We start from the raw sequence: 14,964 nt of genomic DNA on the forward strand, positions 1-14,964 counted from the left end.
GCCTTTAGTCGTCACAGTCTAGGGATGTACGGCAATAAGTCTTTAAATATGGAATTGGTTAATAATCATGGAATACTACTGCGACTTTGATGCTGTTGCGGCAGCTATAGACAACATGTTGGGAGAGTTAATAAGAGAACATTTTAACGACATGCCGCCTGGCGAGATAGAGACAATAAGGGAATTTGTATTTAGAGATTTTATGCACTATTTAGCGACGCGCGCAGGCATATACAGTTGGAAGAAGTTTTCTGAATTTAAAGCTCGCCAGAGACTTTGTATATACGCAGAGAGGATGTGGAATAGGCTGTGGGATATAGCGTCTGAGTGGTTTGCCCTGTGGAAAATAAAGTGGAATCAAAGAGTGAGACTTGTCTTTTCAGAAGAGGAGTTTAAAAGAGCGACTCAGTCGGTTAGGTGGTCTAACGAGCTTGACAAAGTTCTAAAGAAAATAAATCTACAGGAAGTTAAGCTCTTTGTAATATCGAATCTTATTAGAATTGGCGAAGTCGCAGGAGTAGAACAAATCGCAGAATATTTAGTGAGAGACGAGATAAATTCAATTGTGGAAAGAGTAGGCCCTGAGAAAGCGGTTGAGATGTACAAATCAGGTCAGCTGGCAGCAAGACTATTGGAGAGAGTAAATTCGCTTAAGAACACGTCAGATCCACTTTTGTTACTTAAGTTCGATTTTAGTAGGATTTACCCCAGGTGAGTCTATTTCACGAAGATTTTTGTCTCTCTAGACATATAGGCTGGCTCTCTAGGAGAGACCTCTTTTACAACTATCCTTATCCATCTGCCGTCTACGTCCTGGAGAAACCCTGAGAAATTTGTAAAAACAGGGACTCTATACGCTATTAACAAATTTATGAGCGCCGTCAGTTGTTCAATATTAACTGACTGTGCCGTTTCTACGCCAAGGGAAATAGACTGCGCCTCAAAGACCCTCGGCAGTTTTTTCACTAAGACAGTACGGAGTCCCGCCACAGCCATATAGACGTCAAGAGAGAGGAATAGGCCGGCTTTTGTGTCGTCTCGCACTTCTACAACACGTGCAGAAGAAACGCCTGTTTTGCTCTCCACTCTAATCCCATCGCCTACTTTTACACCGAGAGCCATAGCTATATCACGGCTTATCCATGCCTTAAACCCTATCTCCTCTGTGTAGCCGTATAGCCTCGCAACTGCGTACATCTAAGGCGGCTACTTAATTTATAATTAAAAAACTTTAGTCACGGTGTGTTCTATATAGTTGGCATAGGCCCTGGCCCTGGGTATATCACAGAGAGGGCAATACAGATACTACAGGAAGTTGAATGTATCTTTTACGAAGACTACACAAGCCCCTTAGATGTAGCTACTTTACGTAGATATGCGAGGGTAGAGCCTGTCAAATTGGCGAGAAGAGATCTTGAAGACGAATCAGGACGTAAGATCTTTGAATGTCTTCAAGAGGGCAAAAAGGCCGCATTGGTCACAGCGGGGGACCCGATGTTAGCCACGTCGCATGCCGCTTTAATAACTCTAGCTAAGGCAAAAGGCTACTCTGTAGAAGTGGTGCCAGGGGTTTCGATAATATGTGCGGCTTTCTCCGCGAGTTGTCTCTCTATATATAAACTGGGGGGTGTGGCGACAGTGACTTACCCAAGAGGCGGCGTTTATTCTGTCAGGCCTTATGAGCTTGTAGAACAAAACCTTGCGAGGGGGCTTCATACACTTCTTCTACTAGACATTAGAGACGACGGCGTTTTTATGTCTCCTAGAGACGCGGCGGAGATCCTCCTAACGCTAGAGGGAAGAGAACGCCGCGGTGTATTTACAAGAGATAGACGAGTTGTAGTGGTGTCAAAATTAGGCTGGGGCGGTTCAGTACTGTACGCTTCACTTGGAGAAATTGTCCAAAGTGAGATGGAGGGCCCCGCCGTATTTATCGTACCGGCCGGGTTAAATCCTGTAGAAAGGGAATGTATTAAGACATTTAGCAAATAGTAGGATATGGGAGAGGAAATTACCCCAGTATATGCTCAGGGATTCTACGTCGTTAACCCTGGTATTGTAAATATGATAATAATCTTTGATTACTTAGACAAGGGACAGTACTACTACCGTCTTTTAAAAAGGGGAGGAGAAGAGTTATCAAAGGAGATATCTACTGTGTGGGAGAATATGCAGAGGTTTATGGACGAAGAGGTTGTGAGAATAAATGGGGAGAGAGTGAGGCCTATGATAAACGATGTTTATATTGGCTTGAGAGGCTCGCCAAATAGGCCGTATATAACGTTTATAGGATTCTTCCCCGCACCGCTTAAAAGCGGAGAGAATATATACGAAAACTACTACGAAGAGGAGGTAGCCGAATATGACTACGAGGCGATATGGATATTTCCACAAAATGTCGAAATTTTTGAATGGCACTTCGGAGGCAATGTAGAGACGCCAGAGCCTTACATCCTCCGTGTGTATGTAGAAAAGGGCACTAACGTCGGCGGGAGAGAATACATAAAATTCAGACTGCAGTAAAAACTCCCTCCGTCCCTAGGCGTTGCCTAGGGACTTTCTCCTCGCCCACGCCCCCATTGGTAGCCAGGCTACCTCGGGCGTGGGGCCGGGCGGCATGCGGCCCTCATTGAGTGCTCGTTTTTCGATGTTTATGACGGCCGCCGCGTCTCCCTCCCACTCCCGTCTGCGGTGTGGGCAGGTGGAGGGGGTGCCCCGTGGATTTGCCTTCACGACCGGGATGCCGTGTTCTCTTGCCTTTTGTATAATTTTCAACATGCTTCTGAAGCTGGCTCTGTAGATTCTATCTCTCAACACGGGGTTGTCTATTCTCGATATCATGTTTTTCGGCGCCTTCTTTGGCAGATTTTCAACGTCCGCATTTCCCTTCAGCGCCATGAAGCTCTTTAGTAGCCGCGTCTTGCGCCGCGGTGTAGACGTAGTAGGAGGAGAGGTCTGGATGCCTTCAGCTCGTCGTACAGAGCTTTACGGAGCGAGACCTGCCCCGTCACCCCGTGCTCAAAGCCATATTCGACGAGCTCTCTATACCTCTCCTCAAGCTCCTTTAGGAGACACGCCAGCTCAGCCGCAGGCTGGGGACGACGACTATGCGGGTGAGGACGTGATCCTTCTTTTTGGCGTCCTCCTTTCCCTTCTCCTCAGCGTCCCTCTTGTTTTTCTGCCCTTCTTTCTTTTTTCGGCTGTCGGGGGTCAGCCTGCGTCTGGCACGTGGCGCCAGAGCTGGCCGAGGAGGCGTCGAACTGCATGGCGCTGTTAGCACACACCGGAGACACCTTCTGCAGTTGTCAGCAAGTGCAGAGGTGCTTAAATTGCGGCTTCAGCCACTGTCATGTACAACGTACAAACGGGGGGATGTAGACCCGATTGAAAAAGCGTACAACATGTTCCGTGATATTGAAGAAAAATATACAAAAGACTGGCCGATTATAGGAAACATCTTCTACGGAGTATCAATGCTAAAAACTCCCCCGATTACTCCCTGGTTGTTGGCCACCTAACTAACTCTTCTTTAACACCCTCGGGCTTTACTACAATTGTTTTAATCTGAGTTTGCGGAGTTGTTGGCGGCGTCTGTCTCTTTCGTGTTGCCACTAGGGCTATTACAAAGAGGAGCGCCACGGCGAGAGCCGTGGCAATGTTTATCGCCCAGGTAAAGCCCGTGTTTAACTCAGAGTATCTACTCTGTAATACAGCCTTTTCCTGTAGAGCTTGTCTATAAGCCTTGTCTAATTCGTCATATCTACCGGAGAGCTCACTGTACTTCGCAGATAGGCTATAGTAGCTATCTCTCAGTTGTTGCTCAGCCCTACGCAACTCGTCGTACTGTCTCTGGAGATCAGCCAACCTAGTCTGTAGCTCTGCTATGGTTTTTTGCGCTTCTGTATATCGACCAGAAAGTTTGTCGTAGGCAGTTTTCATTTCCTCTAGCTGTCTCCTTGCGTCTGCTAACTGAGCTTCAAGTGAAGCTTTGGCTTGACTTACTGAATTTAGCTGGGCTTGTAACTGATCTAGCTGTGCTCTCAGAGTATCGCGTTCGGCTTTTACTTGGGCAAGTGCAGTCGCAAGCCTATCGTTGTCCGTTTTAGCAACTGCAAGGATAGTTGAAAGGTTTGCGAGACGCATTTGTAGATTTGCAATCTGTTGTTTTAGTTGCTCTACTTGAGCAGTAAGCTCCTTCACCTTCTGTTCTAGAGACGTGGCATAGTTGGCGAGGTCTTCGTAGGTGGTTGGTAAAACTCTCCCTATGTAATAGTTATAGGTGAGCGTCTCGTTGGGGAGGTATATAGCTATTTCAAGAAGTATCAGAGGGTCTAACCGCCGTTGGGGACAGTAGTTAAAAACAGCATAGGCTTGCCATATCTGGCCGGTGTTTAATACAAAGCCGTCATAGGCTTTTGACTGGATTGTAGGAACTAGGGTGCCTTCTGGGAAGAACTTCGCCGTTATTGTAACTTTGTTTATTGCGACAGGGGCAGTCGCCTTTATTTGGATAGTAATGCCATAGTCTTGGCAGAAGAGCCATTGGTCTGTCCTAATTACGAGAACTTCAATGGGGGGAGAGGAGAAGTGATCGGTGAGGGTGCTGGCGGCGACAAGCATTGTTAATAGAAGTGCCATTAACCGCCACATGCCTCTAGATTAGCTATAGGTTATTTATACCTTTTTGCCAAAAGGAGAGCTAACATCACCAGTCCAAGAGCTGCGCTTGGCCAGAGCCAGGGCAGCGCTGTATAAAGAAGGTGTGCTACTGCTGAAGCTAACACCGCTATGGAGATGGCTAGGGGTATCTGGTCGGTTAGTTTCGGGCTGTATCTAGCGGCGATTGCTCCAGGCAGAACTAACAACACTGCCGGCATAAGAGAGCCCAATGTATAAACGGTTGCAGACACCGCCAGTGACATAGACGCTAGAAATAGATAGTCAAGTCGTCTCGTTTTTATGCCGAGAGACTCTGTGAATTGTTCATCAACCGCAGCATATAAATATTTAATACCGTAGGCCAACGGAAAGATGAGGGCTAGGGCTAACATAGGTAGCTGAGTCAAAACATCTCCAAACCCAATCAATACATACTCACCAGTTATAAGGGCTAGTGGGTCCAATGTGGTGGCATAGAGAGTCCGTATAACATAAAGCAACGCAATTGTAGTTGTCAACTGAAAAGACATAACTATGCCAGTGGCGACGTCTTTTCTATAGCCAAGACGTTCGGTGGTTAAAACAGCGAAATTTAACAAAGCTACAAAAAGTAGCGCAAATAGATAGAACATCGCTGAGGATAAACTCTGCTTAAATACGACGGTGGGTATGGCGGCAGCAAGTGCGGCTGTTAAAATATTATGCCCCTGGGCGTGGGCAAGAAAAGTCATTCTCCGGCTGATGGCCAACGGGCTGTGTGCCGCCAGCGCTATGGCTGATAAAACTAGAGATGTCAATGGCCAAAAGAGAAGCGGCGTATAGAAGTGGGCATGTATCAGCGTGGCAGTAGCTAAAACTGCGGCAACAACTTCAATGGGGATGCGCATAGTCCTCAGTAACACAGACGTAACCTGTGGGGGTTTGGGCTATGCGGACATAGCGATAGACTTTGTATAACACCTCTTCTTTTAATACCTCACTTGGCGGGCCGTAGGCTATAAGTTTTCTGTTTAATAAGAGTATTTTATCGGCGAGATTTGTGGGAAGCGTAAGTTCGTGAGACGTCATGAGTATAGTCCTCTCTCTCTTTAACTCTCTTAATAAAGCTAGAAGCTCCACACGGCCTTGGGGGTCGACGTTTGCCAAGGGTTCATCCAATAGGAGAACCTCCCCGCCGACTGCAAGCGCTCTTGCAATAGCCGCTCTTTGTAGCTGGCCTCCCGAGAGGGTAGTTATGGGTTTGTCTCTGAGTTCGAAAAGCTCTACAGTTTTTAAGGTCTCTTCCACAGTTTTTTCTACATTTTTCACACCTCTAAATTTGGCAGGGAGATAGACGTATTCCCACACAGTTGCGTTAGTCTCGACTCTAATCGCTTGCGGCACATAGCCAACTTTTCTCGTACGTTCGATATCGCAAACTCCTCCAACACATATCTCTCCTCTGTAAGGTAGAAGACCCAACACTGCTAGAAACAACGTCGTTTTACCAGCGCCATTGGGGCCGGCCACAAGCACAAACTCTCGACTCGCTGAAAATGTCACATCCTCTACAATTGGCTTTCCACTACGGAAGACGGTTACGTTCCTAATTACAAGAGACACGTGGAAATGTCGATCTGTATTTAAATGCACACAACCGCCGTTTAAAATGACGTTATTAAGAGCTGCTGTGCACGGCGTTGGTCAAATAAGTTCTCTGCCACTTGAAAATACCGAAACCAAGGTCTCACCCTTTGCGGCAATGGCTTTTTAGATCATAATAACTTTACACGATGTGGAGCTCTTAGAGAGGGAGTGGGTAAGGGGGGCTAGTTGGTATTTAGAGAAAGCTATAGAACTAGTCTCGAAGGCGGAAGATCCTCTTAAAGTTGTGGAGAGTCTGAGAAATATCAGACCTGGAATGGCGTCACTTGACTTCCTTTATCTGGTGTTAAAGGAGGCCGCCGCCAGAGGTATAGATGTTAGAGCTGTTGCGACAAGAGTAGGCTTGTATGCTGAAGAAGCCAAGAGGAGGCTCGACGATGTGATAGCTAGCTTAGAGTGTCCACGCCGCGTTATTACATTAAGCTTCAGCAGAGCCGTCACGAGATTTATTGAGAGATTTGGTAGATGTATTGAAGTGGTATATCTTGCAGAGAGCAAACCCGGCGTAGAGTTCTCCGAGGCATATGCCACATACTCCCAATATGCGGAAGTAGTCCCTATTCCAGACTCGGCACTGGGGGCTTTTAAATACGATGTAGCTGTTATCGGCCTCGACGGCCTTTATATAAACGCCGCCGTAAATAAAGTAGGCTCTCTTCCACTACTTGCAACAGCTAAGGCGAGAGACGCTGTGACCATCGCAGTTTTTGAAAGCTACAAGGCTGTGCCATTGGAGACGCCTTGGCCACCTAAGATTACAATTGAGATTGCGGGGAGAGTCGTTGAAGTTCCGTTATTTGACCACATCCCTCACAGCCTAATAAACATGTATGTGACAGATTTCGGAATTTTTCACATAGCCAACAGTAGAGATATATTCCAGAGGGCACTAGAAAAAATATTTATGTAGTCTCGGCGGTTGAAAAGTGCTGTGTAAAGATGTAGCTAAACGCGCCATGTATAAACTAGGTGAGGAGGTATACATAGAGAGTGTAGAGAAGAGAGGAGCTTGGCTTGTAGCTATATGCTATGTAAGATCTCAGACGAGAAGAGAGGAGTGCTACCAAGTTGTGTTAAAACTTAAACTCGGCACTAGATATTTCATAGGCCATTGCGAATGTCCAGACTTTAAATATAGAGGGGGGCCTTGTAAACATATAGTTAAGGCTAAGGTGGCACTGAGAGAATACATGAAGTTAAAGAGACGAGTTTAACTACTTTTTTGCAGTTTCAATAACTAGCCTGGCGATCTCTCCAGCGACATCTACGCCAGTTACCCTCTGTACATTCTTAAACTCTGGCACTCCGTTTACTTCCAACACCATGTACCCCCTCTCGGATTCAACGACATCGACGCCCGAGTAATAAGTTCCAACAGCCTTGCTGGCCTTTACGGCTATGTCCTCCAGCTCTGGGTCTATTTTCACAGGCTCGGCCCTCCCCCCACGTGCTGTGTTCGTACGCCAGTCTGTAGAGACTATCCTATATATGGCGGCAACAGCTCTCTCGCCCACTACTGTTACCCTAATGTCTCGGCCTGGCTTTTCCACATACTCCTGCACTAGATATATATGTAGATCGCTCTCCATCGCCTGCCGATGCAAAATTACAGTCTCTAAATCCTCTACTGACTTTGCCAAGCTGACGAATCTGCCCCAAGAGCCGTCTGTAGGTTTAATAATCACAGGGTAAGACAGCCGTCTCGCTACCGATTTCGCTGTCTCTAGTCCAAAAACAAGATATGTCCGCGGCGTGGGTACGCCAGCTTCTCTCAGCCGTAGATACGTCAGATATTTGTCGTGTGATAGAACAAGTGACTGTGCCGTGTTAATGGAAATCCCGCCATTTGCCTCGTAAGTAAAAGCAGTTGGTATCACTCTGGATCTAGCCGCGAGCCTAATCACGCCAACTCTGCCAAGACCCTCCGGAGCTATCAACTCTTCTGCATTTATCAACCGTAGAGATACTCCGAGGTTTTTAAAGGCGTTGATTAAGAGCTTTTCGTCAAGTCTAGCAACGTCGTATACAAAGTCAATTTCCCCATGTCGTATTGAAACAGTCATCTTTATAAATCTGATATGCCTATAACAGAATATCTAGGTATTCTCTAGGCTCTCCTTATATACTCCACATCTCCTATAGCTATGAAGACAGGCCTTATCATTGTACTAAGTCTTATTGCGGTTACCCTCGGCGGCCTTTACTTGGTGTCAACCCTTAGCAACCCCTCGTTAGATCCCCTAATTCTAGCTAGAGATTTGGGTATTTCCGTAGTCTCATTAACCGCCGGCATAACAGCCCCCCTTCTCCATAGGAGATTTACTGAAGGCGACGAGGAGATAAACGCCTAAGATACAACAGTATAACGACAGTAAACACTTATAAGGCCTTATAATCCCCCCTCTATGAATACAAAGCCGTTAGTCTATACATTAAGTGCTGTTGCGGTGGTTCTAGGCTTTCTCTTTCTTATAAGCACAATTTCAGCCCCTTCTCTAGACCCCCTTGTGTTTATACGTGACTTAGTCACCTCCGTACTGGCTATAGCCCTCGGTATTTTAGCCCCAATTTTAATAAGGAGGTTTTCTACAGAGTGATAAATTAAGAGCTATGTTTAATAATACACAAGTATTCTTGCTTATGAGATTTAAAGATTTCTTAAGAAGTCTAGATCCTGTACTTACCTACTTCCTCTCATACCGTCTTAAAAAGTTTGGATTTGAATTAGATTCGCTAGAGGAAGACCAGGCTTTAGAAATTATAGCAAAAGCCACGGGGCCTCATATTGCCGAAGTTTTATACACTATGTATCTACAGGAGTCGTCTAAACTAGAGAGAGCCGTAATAGCCGAGCTATAGTCTACGTCTTTGTGTAAGCTTGAGGTAGACGAGTTATATTACATGTGTACACTCGGCCGCGGGCGGGCTTGTCATACAACCGCAGACGCGGCTGTCAAGCCCAGAACTTTGGATATTCTAAAATTTAAACTATACCGTTGGGAGAATTCTAAAATCTTGAAACTCTCCCTTGTACTCCTCCCAATTTACCTCTACTTCTTCTACTCTAGCCCCGGGGGGTCCTATCTTAGCCCACTCAATTACTTTAGCCACGGCGTCGCGCGGCCCCTCTAGCACTGCCTCTACAGTTCTTCCATCTGATCTATTTCTTACCCATCCCCTAACGCCGTATCTTACGGCTATCTCTTTCATAGACTGGCGGAAGAATACGCCTTGAACTTTCCCTTTGATGTAGAGGTGGGCCCGTACGTTTTCCACATGGCGTCTTTATAGTCGTCTTATAAGTTTTAAAGACTTACATTACGGTCTATATGCTACATTTAGTCGATTACGCTCTTCTTAAGCCGTATCTAACTTTAGAAGAGGTGGTGAGAGGCGCCCAGAGGGCTGAGGAGCTTGGGGTGGCGGCTTACTGTGTAAACCCAGTGTATGTGCCTTATGTACGTAGGGTGTTACGTCGTGTGAAATTATGCGCTGTCGTAGACTTTCCCTTTGGCGCCATGCCTACGGCAGTTAGAGCGGCGCTTGTGGAGAGACTAGCCGACTATGTTGAAGAGCTAGACATAGTAGCGCCTATAGGTTTGGTTAAATCTCATATGTGGGCTGACGTGAGACGAGATTTAATTACAGTTGTAAGAGCTGCGGGTGGCAGGGTGGTAAAAGTGATTGTCGAAGAGCCTTACCTAACCGACGAGGAGAGATATAGGCTCTATGACATAGTGGCAGAATCGGGAGCCCACTTTATCAAAAGCTCCACAGGCTTCGCCGAGGAGGGGTATGCGAAACAGCTGGGAAACCCCATATATTCTACGCCAGAGAGGGCAGCCGCGATTGCAAGATATATCAGAGAGAGGGGCTATAAACTTGGTGTAAAAATGGCGGGCGGGATTAGAACTGCCGAACAAGCAAAGGCGATTATAGACGCCATAGGCTTTGGGATAGATCCCACGCGTGTAAGATTAGGCACCTCTACTCCTGAGGCGTTAAAAACCTGACTTTTCCCTACTGCCCCTTACGCGGAGCCAGCCCCCGGTGGGCTCGGGTGCGCCTGGAGCCGTGGCTCCATTAGCGCTGCCCATGAGACAAACACGGCGAGAGTATTGGGCGAAGTCAACACGGCATCGCTGGTCGTTACAACGGCAAGCCCGACTATAAACAGTACTGCGCCCATACCTTCCTTTCAACTCCTTCACTTTCGTATGAGCCACATCCGCGGCCCTGGGGCCTGACGACTAGGGGGCACCGCCAGCCCCCAACGACCCGAGCCCCCTCGCCCGCGGCTGTCCAAGCGACTCCGGGCAGGCCCCGAGCCCCCCGGGGGAGGGCCGGGTTGCAAAAGGGGGCAAACAACTTTCTCCCATTTTCTGATTCTTCTATATTTGACTTTAGCGTCTCTGAACATCAAGTGAAGTGTTTTTTCAATTGCACTTCTGAATCTTAATCTTCATAAAAACAGCGATATACGCGACTGTCAACGTGGGGTTTGCTTCCCTATAAGCAACTTCAACGCCACCGTAAGGGCTGTAAAGCCAAGTCCGATAAGCGCCAGAGGGAGTAGTCGTTCAAGAGATTTGACAGGTCTATCTCCTCCCAATAACTCTAGGCCTTTCTCCGTTAGTGTGTATTTAGTACCAAATAATGTACGTATCTTCTTGACTAAACCCTGGGCTTCTAGAGACTCTAATACTGCTTGGACATCATGAAATTCTAGGTTAAACATCTCGGCTATTTCCTCTGGTTCTGCGTCATTGGCTATAGCTTCTAGGATGAGGCGTTGTATTTCGTTCATGGCTTCTTTCTATTCATCCACATTACAAACAAAATAGCTAGCAGAATAACAACTAGCCAAAAGACTATATGCCAGGAGATCCCACTTTCTTTAGACACCGGCGTGGTAGTTGTAGAAGTAGGTATATGTGTCGGCGCGCGTTCTGCGGTGTTCTGTGATTGTGACGTCTCTATCTTGCCTCCCGCCTCTTTATACCACTGGATGATTAAGGACTTTAGTCTCTGGGCTAGCTGGGGGTTGTGTATCAGAAGCCCCACTTCTCTGTTTCTCTGGATGGAGTAGTAGCCTATGTTTATTGAGCCGACGTAGACGTAGTCTCCCACTACGACTATCTTTGCGACGAGGTCCTCGTCTACGGCAGCCCTTATGTCTGCATCCGTCCTAGCGACTACGGCGTAGTAGGTGGGGTGCTGGACTATATACTGCACAAGGCCTGAGTCCATGTATATCTGTTCCATGGCGATGTAGAGGTCGCCCTTCTGCTGGAGGATCCAGAGGAGGCCCTCCTCCGAGTTTATCGGCGATACCAAGACGCCGGGGTAGTTGTACTTGGGGTAGACCCTCCTGTAGTCGTTGAGCACTATTGTGGCTAGCTGCCTAGCCAAGGTGGCGTTTTTGATGACCAACATGACGCCCTTATTCCTCTGGAAGCCTGAGGCGGTCGGGTTTATATTGCCTATTATGACCGTCTCGTTGTCGATTACATACAGCTTGGTGTGGACGTTGGGGAAGTCGTTGTTCCACGCCACCTTTACGCCGTTTTCCTCCATGTACTTAGCCAACTCTTGAGCCTGTGGCGGCACCCCGCCGTATACCCTCGCCGATAGGACCACGTAAACCTCTACGCCTCTCTTAGCCGCGGACACAAGCGCTTCTGCCAGCTCCCTATAGGTGAGGACATACACCTCCACGTATACAGACTTCTTAGCCGCTTTCACGTAGTCCACTATCTTGGTGGTGTTTATGGGCGAGACGAGGACGCTCTGGACGTCCAGCCTAATGGGTGATACCGCCAGCGCCAACAACGCAAGCAGAAGTGCCAGAGCTAGAACGCGCATAGGTATATACACACTACATCTTTTAACTTTTGCGTTTTGTGAGCCTATACCAGAGACTTTTTCTCACGAGGGTGTAGCCGAGGGCTTCTGCAACTGCAACTGCCTCTCGCATCTTTTTCTCTAGCTCCCAGGCGCTGTGTGGATTTGTGACGCCGGCCGACTCGGGGGTCCAGTCGTACACTACCACGAGCCGCTTTGCCACACGTTCCATTTCCTTCAGCGCGGCGGCCACATTTTTTATGTGGTGTAAGGCGGCGACTGAAACCGCCGAGTCGCACTCGCCGTCTCTAAACGGGAGGGATTCGGCTGGCGCCAGTATTGCCTTCAGGAGACCGGCTTTTACGAAGTCTCTAAAGGCCGACCTTAAATAGGAGATAGCTCCCGGATCTATGTCTATTGCGCATACCTCTAGCCCACGTCTTAGTAATAAGAGAGTTGTATTGCCGTAGCCTGCGCCTACCTCTACGACTGTGTGTCCAAGGTCGAAATCTTCGAGATCTTTTACAATTTCCTCTATCACAATTGTTTCAATGCTAGTTTGGCGGCGGCTTCGGCGTTTTCGGCTTTTACCACGGCGAGGAAGCCCGACGCATGTTTAAAGACGACTTCGGATCCTTGTAGTTTTCTAAAGTCTATAACGTCTGCATGTCTGTCAGGGCGCCAGAGGGTATAAGCGCCTGGATTTCTTTTATCTTTTACTACGATAAAAACAGGCTCTACGGAGATTATGCCAAGGTCTTGAAGGGCATTCCAGAGGGGGCCTGGCGGGAGGTAATCTTCTACTGCCACCGCCGTGATAGGCCCTCTAATTATAGTATAGCGACCTGTTGCCGCCGCTTCAGCTGCCTTTCTAGCCTCTGAGTAATGCCTCTCTAGGCCTTTCAATACATAGGGCTCAAGCTCGGGCACTGCCAGTACGGCGTAACACCCAAAGTCTATTCCAAAACTCGTCTCTAGCGCGTCTTTACTCATGGAAGTGGTTAAGACGTCTTTTGTGGCGGCTAGCATAAGTCTCAGTGTATTAAATGTCCTTGGGAATTTTTCGACTAGGTCTATAAATGGGATACGTTCGGCGATTTTAAAAGCCTCTGCAAAACTGGGGAGGTCTACTTCGAGTTTTGAATACACAGCCTCGGCTAATAGATCTAGGAATTTTGTCTCTTTAACTAAGCCGGAGGGGGTTGTCTCGGCGAAATATTTAGCTATGCCGTTGTTAAGAGAGTTCCCATAAGGCCCTGACCAACGTTTCGCCACGGGGCCAAAACGGTCGTAGAGATCTATATAATGTAATAGCGTAGCGATGAGAGGTCTAGTCTTAAGGTCAAGAGCTACTGTCACCTGTATTATTGTAGAAGGTTCGTCTGCAGGGTCTTTAACACCATGGTGATCCAATACTACGAATCTCTCTGGCAATACGTCTCTAAATGTATCTCCGATGTCAAATATGATCACATCGCCGTCTAGTTTAATTATTTCCTCTGCCGTGTTTAGCCTATATATGGCTTCAGCGCCGTGTCTATAGAGGAGGGCTGCGGCAAGTGTGTCATCCATATGGGCTACGCCTCCGTGTGTTACAGCCTTGAACTTTGCCCTCCTGATAATTTCAGCCGCCTTAATAACATCATTTAGCCAACTCATTTAGCTTTAGAACATATCTAAACTTAAATTTCTGTGTTTTGTAAAAATACGTGGTTTCTGTTACAGTTCAAAACTTGTGGAAGATTTACCCCCCTAATGTTCATGCCTTGAGAGATGTAAATGTTGAAGTTAAGGACGGCGAATTTTTAGTGGTGTTGGGCCCCTCGGGGTCTGGCAAAACGACGTTTATCAGATGTATAGCTGGTCTTGAAACGCCTACTAAAGGCCGCATTTTCTTTGGCGATAGGCTCATAGTAGACATAGAGAGAGGTGTAAACACTCCACCTGCCAAAAGAAGTGTAGGTATGGTTTTTCAAAACTGGGCGCTTTACCCACATATGAAGGTTTTTGACAATATAGCCTTTCCACTTAAAATCAAGAAAGTACCAAAACACGAGATTGAGAGGAAAGTAAGAGAGATTGCCGAGGCTTTAGATATCGCAGATCTTTTAAACCGCTATCCGCGGCAACTCTCGGGAGGTCAGCAACAGAGGGTTGCCATAGCGCGGGCGTTGGTGAAAGAGCCACAGATACTGCTTTTAGACGAGCCTTTTTCTAACCTAGACGCCCGTCTCCGTATTTCTGCAAGAGAGTTTGTCAAAAGTCTCCAGAGGAAGCTAAAAATCACGACTATACTCGTTACACATGACCAACACGATGCCTATGCTTTAGCCGATAGGATTATGATAATTAACAACGGCGTTATTCAACAAGTAGGCACCACAGAGGAGATCTTGAATAGCCCGGCTAATACATTTGTAGCACAGTTCTTTGGCGATCCCCCCATAAATCTTGTTGAGGGGGAGGGACGTGGCGAATATGTGGATCTTGGCGATCTTAAAATACCAATAATGGCGCCTCTCGGCAAATTACAAATAGGCATTAGGCCAACGGACATCTATATTGCAGAGACTCCACTATCTCCAGAAGACTTGGAGCTCCCTCCTGGCCGTGTGAAACTCGTAGAGTATCTGGGTTTTACGCCTATTGCCGTAGTTAAATGGGAAAGAACAGAGTTGAGAACCGTGGTATACAATAGAGTTAAAGAGGGCGATTTAACTAAGGTATACTTAAAAAGAAATGGTATAAAGCTTTTTAAGGATGGAACGAATATTCGTTAAAAATCGAAAATGTTCTATATACAAGTACTTATGTAAT

The 14,964-nt window shown here is 47.0% G+C and carries 21 protein-coding genes; 10 read left to right on the plus strand and 11 right to left on the minus strand.

What is annotated here, in order from left to right; translation table 11 throughout:
• The first annotated feature begins 67 nt into the window (after positions 1 to 67).
• Positions 68 to 715: a hypothetical protein gene (locus tag ACZ49R_RS01945; RefSeq protein WP_464733514.1), complete on the plus strand. Its 648-nt coding sequence runs from the start codon at positions 68 to 70 to the stop codon at positions 713 to 715.
• 2 nt (positions 716 to 717) lie between these two features.
• Here ACZ49R_RS01945 and ACZ49R_RS01950 read toward each other — a convergent pair whose 3' ends face one another.
• Positions 718 to 1,197: a molybdopterin-binding protein gene (locus ACZ49R_RS01950; RefSeq protein ID WP_011763021.1), complete on the minus strand. Its 480-nt coding sequence runs from the start codon at positions 1,195 to 1,197 to the stop codon at positions 718 to 720.
• Between the two features lie 45 nt (positions 1,198 to 1,242).
• On the opposite strand from ACZ49R_RS01950, the gene dph5 reads away from it, so the two are divergent.
• On the plus strand, positions 1,243 to 1,992 hold the full coding sequence (gene dph5, locus ACZ49R_RS01955; RefSeq protein WP_464733515.1) for a diphthine synthase: 750 nt from the start codon (positions 1,243 to 1,245) through the stop codon (positions 1,990 to 1,992).
• A gap of 6 nt (positions 1,993 to 1,998) precedes the next feature.
• Positions 1,999 to 2,523, plus strand: coding sequence for a hypothetical protein (locus tag ACZ49R_RS01960; protein ID WP_011763023.1), 525 nt, complete (start codon positions 1,999 to 2,001; stop codon positions 2,521 to 2,523).
• A 15-nt stretch (positions 2,524 to 2,538) separates the two neighbouring features.
• Here the strand turns inward: ACZ49R_RS01960 and ACZ49R_RS01965 are convergent, their stop codons facing one another.
• The 4 genes from ACZ49R_RS01965 to ACZ49R_RS01980 form a co-directional block, all read right to left on the minus strand.
• Positions 2,539 to 2,898, minus strand: coding sequence for a hypothetical protein (locus ACZ49R_RS01965; protein ID WP_464733516.1), 360 nt, complete (start codon positions 2,896 to 2,898; stop codon positions 2,539 to 2,541).
• 594 nt (positions 2,899 to 3,492) lie between these two features.
• On the minus strand, positions 3,493 to 4,650 hold the full coding sequence (locus ACZ49R_RS01970) for a hypothetical protein (RefSeq protein ID WP_464733517.1): 1,158 nt from the start codon (positions 4,648 to 4,650) through the stop codon (positions 3,493 to 3,495).
• Between the two features lie 20 nt (positions 4,651 to 4,670).
• Positions 4,671 to 5,546: a metal ABC transporter permease gene (locus ACZ49R_RS01975; RefSeq protein WP_464734079.1), complete on the minus strand. Its 876-nt coding sequence runs from the start codon at positions 5,544 to 5,546 to the stop codon at positions 4,671 to 4,673.
• The gene (locus ACZ49R_RS01980; protein ID WP_464733518.1) at positions 5,530 to 6,261 is read right to left on the minus strand and encodes a metal ABC transporter ATP-binding protein; all 732 of its coding nucleotides are present in this window, start codon (positions 6,259 to 6,261) and stop codon (positions 5,530 to 5,532) included. Before ACZ49R_RS01980 ends, ACZ49R_RS01975 begins: the two co-directional genes overlap by 17 nt.
• Positions 6,262 to 6,433: 172 nt before the next feature.
• Between ACZ49R_RS01980 and ACZ49R_RS01985 the strand changes: the two genes are divergently transcribed.
• Both ACZ49R_RS01985 and ACZ49R_RS01990 read left to right on the plus strand, forming a co-directional pair.
• Complete coding sequence (locus ACZ49R_RS01985; RefSeq protein ID WP_464733519.1) at positions 6,434 to 7,213, plus strand: eIF2B alpha/beta/delta subunit family protein; 780 nt, start codon at positions 6,434 to 6,436, stop codon at positions 7,211 to 7,213.
• 16 nt (positions 7,214 to 7,229) lie between these two features.
• Complete coding sequence (locus ACZ49R_RS01990) at positions 7,230 to 7,517, plus strand: SWIM zinc finger family protein (RefSeq protein WP_464733520.1); 288 nt, start codon at positions 7,230 to 7,232, stop codon at positions 7,515 to 7,517.
• Here the strand turns inward: ACZ49R_RS01990 and lysX are convergent, their stop codons facing one another.
• On the minus strand, positions 7,518 to 8,366 hold the full coding sequence (gene lysX, locus ACZ49R_RS01995) for a lysine biosynthesis protein LysX (RefSeq protein ID WP_464733521.1): 849 nt from the start codon (positions 8,364 to 8,366) through the stop codon (positions 7,518 to 7,520).
• Positions 8,367 to 8,447: 81 nt separating this feature from the next.
• Between lysX and ACZ49R_RS02000 the strand changes: the two genes are divergently transcribed.
• From ACZ49R_RS02000 to ACZ49R_RS02010, 3 genes are read left to right on the plus strand one after another with little or no spacing between them, the layout of a single operon-like run.
• Complete coding sequence (locus ACZ49R_RS02000; protein ID WP_011763030.1) at positions 8,448 to 8,654, plus strand: hypothetical protein; 207 nt, start codon at positions 8,448 to 8,450, stop codon at positions 8,652 to 8,654.
• A 54-nt stretch (positions 8,655 to 8,708) separates the two neighbouring features.
• Positions 8,709 to 8,900: a hypothetical protein gene (locus tag ACZ49R_RS02005; protein WP_464733522.1), complete on the plus strand. Its 192-nt coding sequence runs from the start codon at positions 8,709 to 8,711 to the stop codon at positions 8,898 to 8,900.
• Positions 8,901 to 8,943: 43 nt separating this feature from the next.
• Positions 8,944 to 9,162 carry a hypothetical protein gene (locus tag ACZ49R_RS02010; RefSeq protein ID WP_464733523.1) on the plus strand — a complete coding sequence of 73 codons (219 nt, stop codon included), beginning with the start codon at positions 8,944 to 8,946 and terminating at the stop codon, positions 9,160 to 9,162.
• 129 nt (positions 9,163 to 9,291) lie between these two features.
• Here the strand turns inward: ACZ49R_RS02010 and ACZ49R_RS02015 are convergent, their stop codons facing one another.
• The gene (locus tag ACZ49R_RS02015; RefSeq protein ID WP_464733524.1) at positions 9,292 to 9,579 is read right to left on the minus strand and encodes an acylphosphatase; all 288 of its coding nucleotides are present in this window, start codon (positions 9,577 to 9,579) and stop codon (positions 9,292 to 9,294) included.
• A gap of 53 nt (positions 9,580 to 9,632) precedes the next feature.
• On the opposite strand from ACZ49R_RS02015, the gene deoC reads away from it, so the two are divergent.
• Positions 9,633 to 10,316 carry a deoxyribose-phosphate aldolase gene (gene deoC, locus ACZ49R_RS02020; RefSeq protein WP_464733525.1) on the plus strand — a complete coding sequence of 228 codons (684 nt, stop codon included), beginning with the start codon at positions 9,633 to 9,635 and terminating at the stop codon, positions 10,314 to 10,316.
• A 476-nt stretch (positions 10,317 to 10,792) separates the two neighbouring features.
• Here deoC and ACZ49R_RS02025 read toward each other — a convergent pair whose 3' ends face one another.
• The 4 genes from ACZ49R_RS02025 to ACZ49R_RS02040 are packed head-to-tail and all read right to left on the minus strand — an operon-like array spanning position 10,793 to position 13,806.
• Positions 10,793 to 11,110: a winged helix-turn-helix domain-containing protein gene (locus tag ACZ49R_RS02025; protein ID WP_464733526.1), complete on the minus strand. Its 318-nt coding sequence runs from the start codon at positions 11,108 to 11,110 to the stop codon at positions 10,793 to 10,795.
• On the minus strand, positions 11,107 to 12,168 hold the full coding sequence (locus tag ACZ49R_RS02030) for a phospholipase D-like domain-containing protein (RefSeq protein ID WP_464733527.1): 1,062 nt from the start codon (positions 12,166 to 12,168) through the stop codon (positions 11,107 to 11,109). The genes ACZ49R_RS02025 and ACZ49R_RS02030 overlap by 4 nt, the downstream gene beginning before the upstream one ends.
• 22 nt (positions 12,169 to 12,190) lie before the next feature.
• Positions 12,191 to 12,688 (minus strand): class I SAM-dependent methyltransferase, encoded by a 498-nt coding sequence (locus ACZ49R_RS02035; protein ID WP_464733528.1) that lies wholly within the window; start codon positions 12,686 to 12,688, stop codon positions 12,191 to 12,193.
• Positions 12,685 to 13,806 (minus strand): hypothetical protein, encoded by a 1,122-nt coding sequence (locus ACZ49R_RS02040; protein ID WP_464733529.1) that lies wholly within the window; start codon positions 13,804 to 13,806, stop codon positions 12,685 to 12,687. The genes ACZ49R_RS02035 and ACZ49R_RS02040 overlap by 4 nt, the downstream gene beginning before the upstream one ends.
• A 50-nt stretch (positions 13,807 to 13,856) precedes the next feature.
• Here ACZ49R_RS02040 and glcV point away from each other — a divergent pair, with 50 nt between their 5' ends.
• The gene (glcV, locus tag ACZ49R_RS02045; RefSeq protein WP_464733530.1) at positions 13,857 to 14,927 is read left to right on the plus strand and encodes a glucose ABC transporter ATP-binding protein GlcV; all 1,071 of its coding nucleotides are present in this window, start codon (positions 13,857 to 13,859) and stop codon (positions 14,925 to 14,927) included.
• The last annotated feature ends 37 nt before the right edge of the window (positions 14,928 to 14,964 follow it).

Source organism: Pyrobaculum organotrophum (assembly GCF_055384425.1).

Bases quoted from the DNA above. Each gene is read 5' to 3' on its own strand.
- ACZ49R_RS02025 (WP_464733526.1), bottom strand. From the start codon at position 11,110: ATGAACGAAATACAACGCCTCATCCTAGAAGCTATAGCCAATGACGCA.
- ACZ49R_RS02030 (WP_464733527.1), bottom strand. From the start codon at position 12,168: ATGCGCGTTCTAGCTCTGGCACTTCTGCTTGCGTTGTTGGCGCTGGCG.
- ACZ49R_RS02010 (WP_464733523.1), top strand. From the start codon at position 8,944: ATGAGATTTAAAGATTTCTTAAGAAGTCTAGATCCTGTACTTACCTAC.
- ACZ49R_RS02005 (WP_464733522.1), top strand. From the start codon at position 8,709: ATGAATACAAAGCCGTTAGTCTATACATTAAGTGCTGTTGCGGTGGTT.
- ACZ49R_RS01965 (WP_464733516.1), bottom strand. From the start codon at position 2,898: ATGGCGCTGAAGGGAAATGCGGACGTTGAAAATCTGCCAAAGAAGGCG.
- ACZ49R_RS01945 (WP_464733514.1), top strand. From the start codon at position 68: ATGGAATACTACTGCGACTTTGATGCTGTTGCGGCAGCTATAGACAAC.
- lysX (WP_464733521.1), bottom strand. From the start codon at position 8,366: ATGACTGTTTCAATACGACATGGGGAAATTGACTTTGTATACGACGTT.
- ACZ49R_RS01960 (WP_011763023.1), top strand. From the start codon at position 1,999: ATGGGAGAGGAAATTACCCCAGTATATGCTCAGGGATTCTACGTCGTT.
- ACZ49R_RS01975 (WP_464734079.1), bottom strand. From the start codon at position 5,546: ATGCGCATCCCCATTGAAGTTGTTGCCGCAGTTTTAGCTACTGCCACG.
- ACZ49R_RS02040 (WP_464733529.1), bottom strand. From the start codon at position 13,806: ATGAGTTGGCTAAATGATGTTATTAAGGCGGCTGAAATTATCAGGAGG.
- ACZ49R_RS02000 (WP_011763030.1), top strand. From the start codon at position 8,448: ATGAAGACAGGCCTTATCATTGTACTAAGTCTTATTGCGGTTACCCTC.
- ACZ49R_RS01970 (WP_464733517.1), bottom strand. From the start codon at position 4,650: ATGTGGCGGTTAATGGCACTTCTATTAACAATGCTTGTCGCCGCCAGC.
- ACZ49R_RS01950 (WP_011763021.1), bottom strand. From the start codon at position 1,197: ATGTACGCAGTTGCGAGGCTATACGGCTACACAGAGGAGATAGGGTTT.
- deoC (WP_464733525.1), top strand. From the start codon at position 9,633: ATGCTACATTTAGTCGATTACGCTCTTCTTAAGCCGTATCTAACTTTA.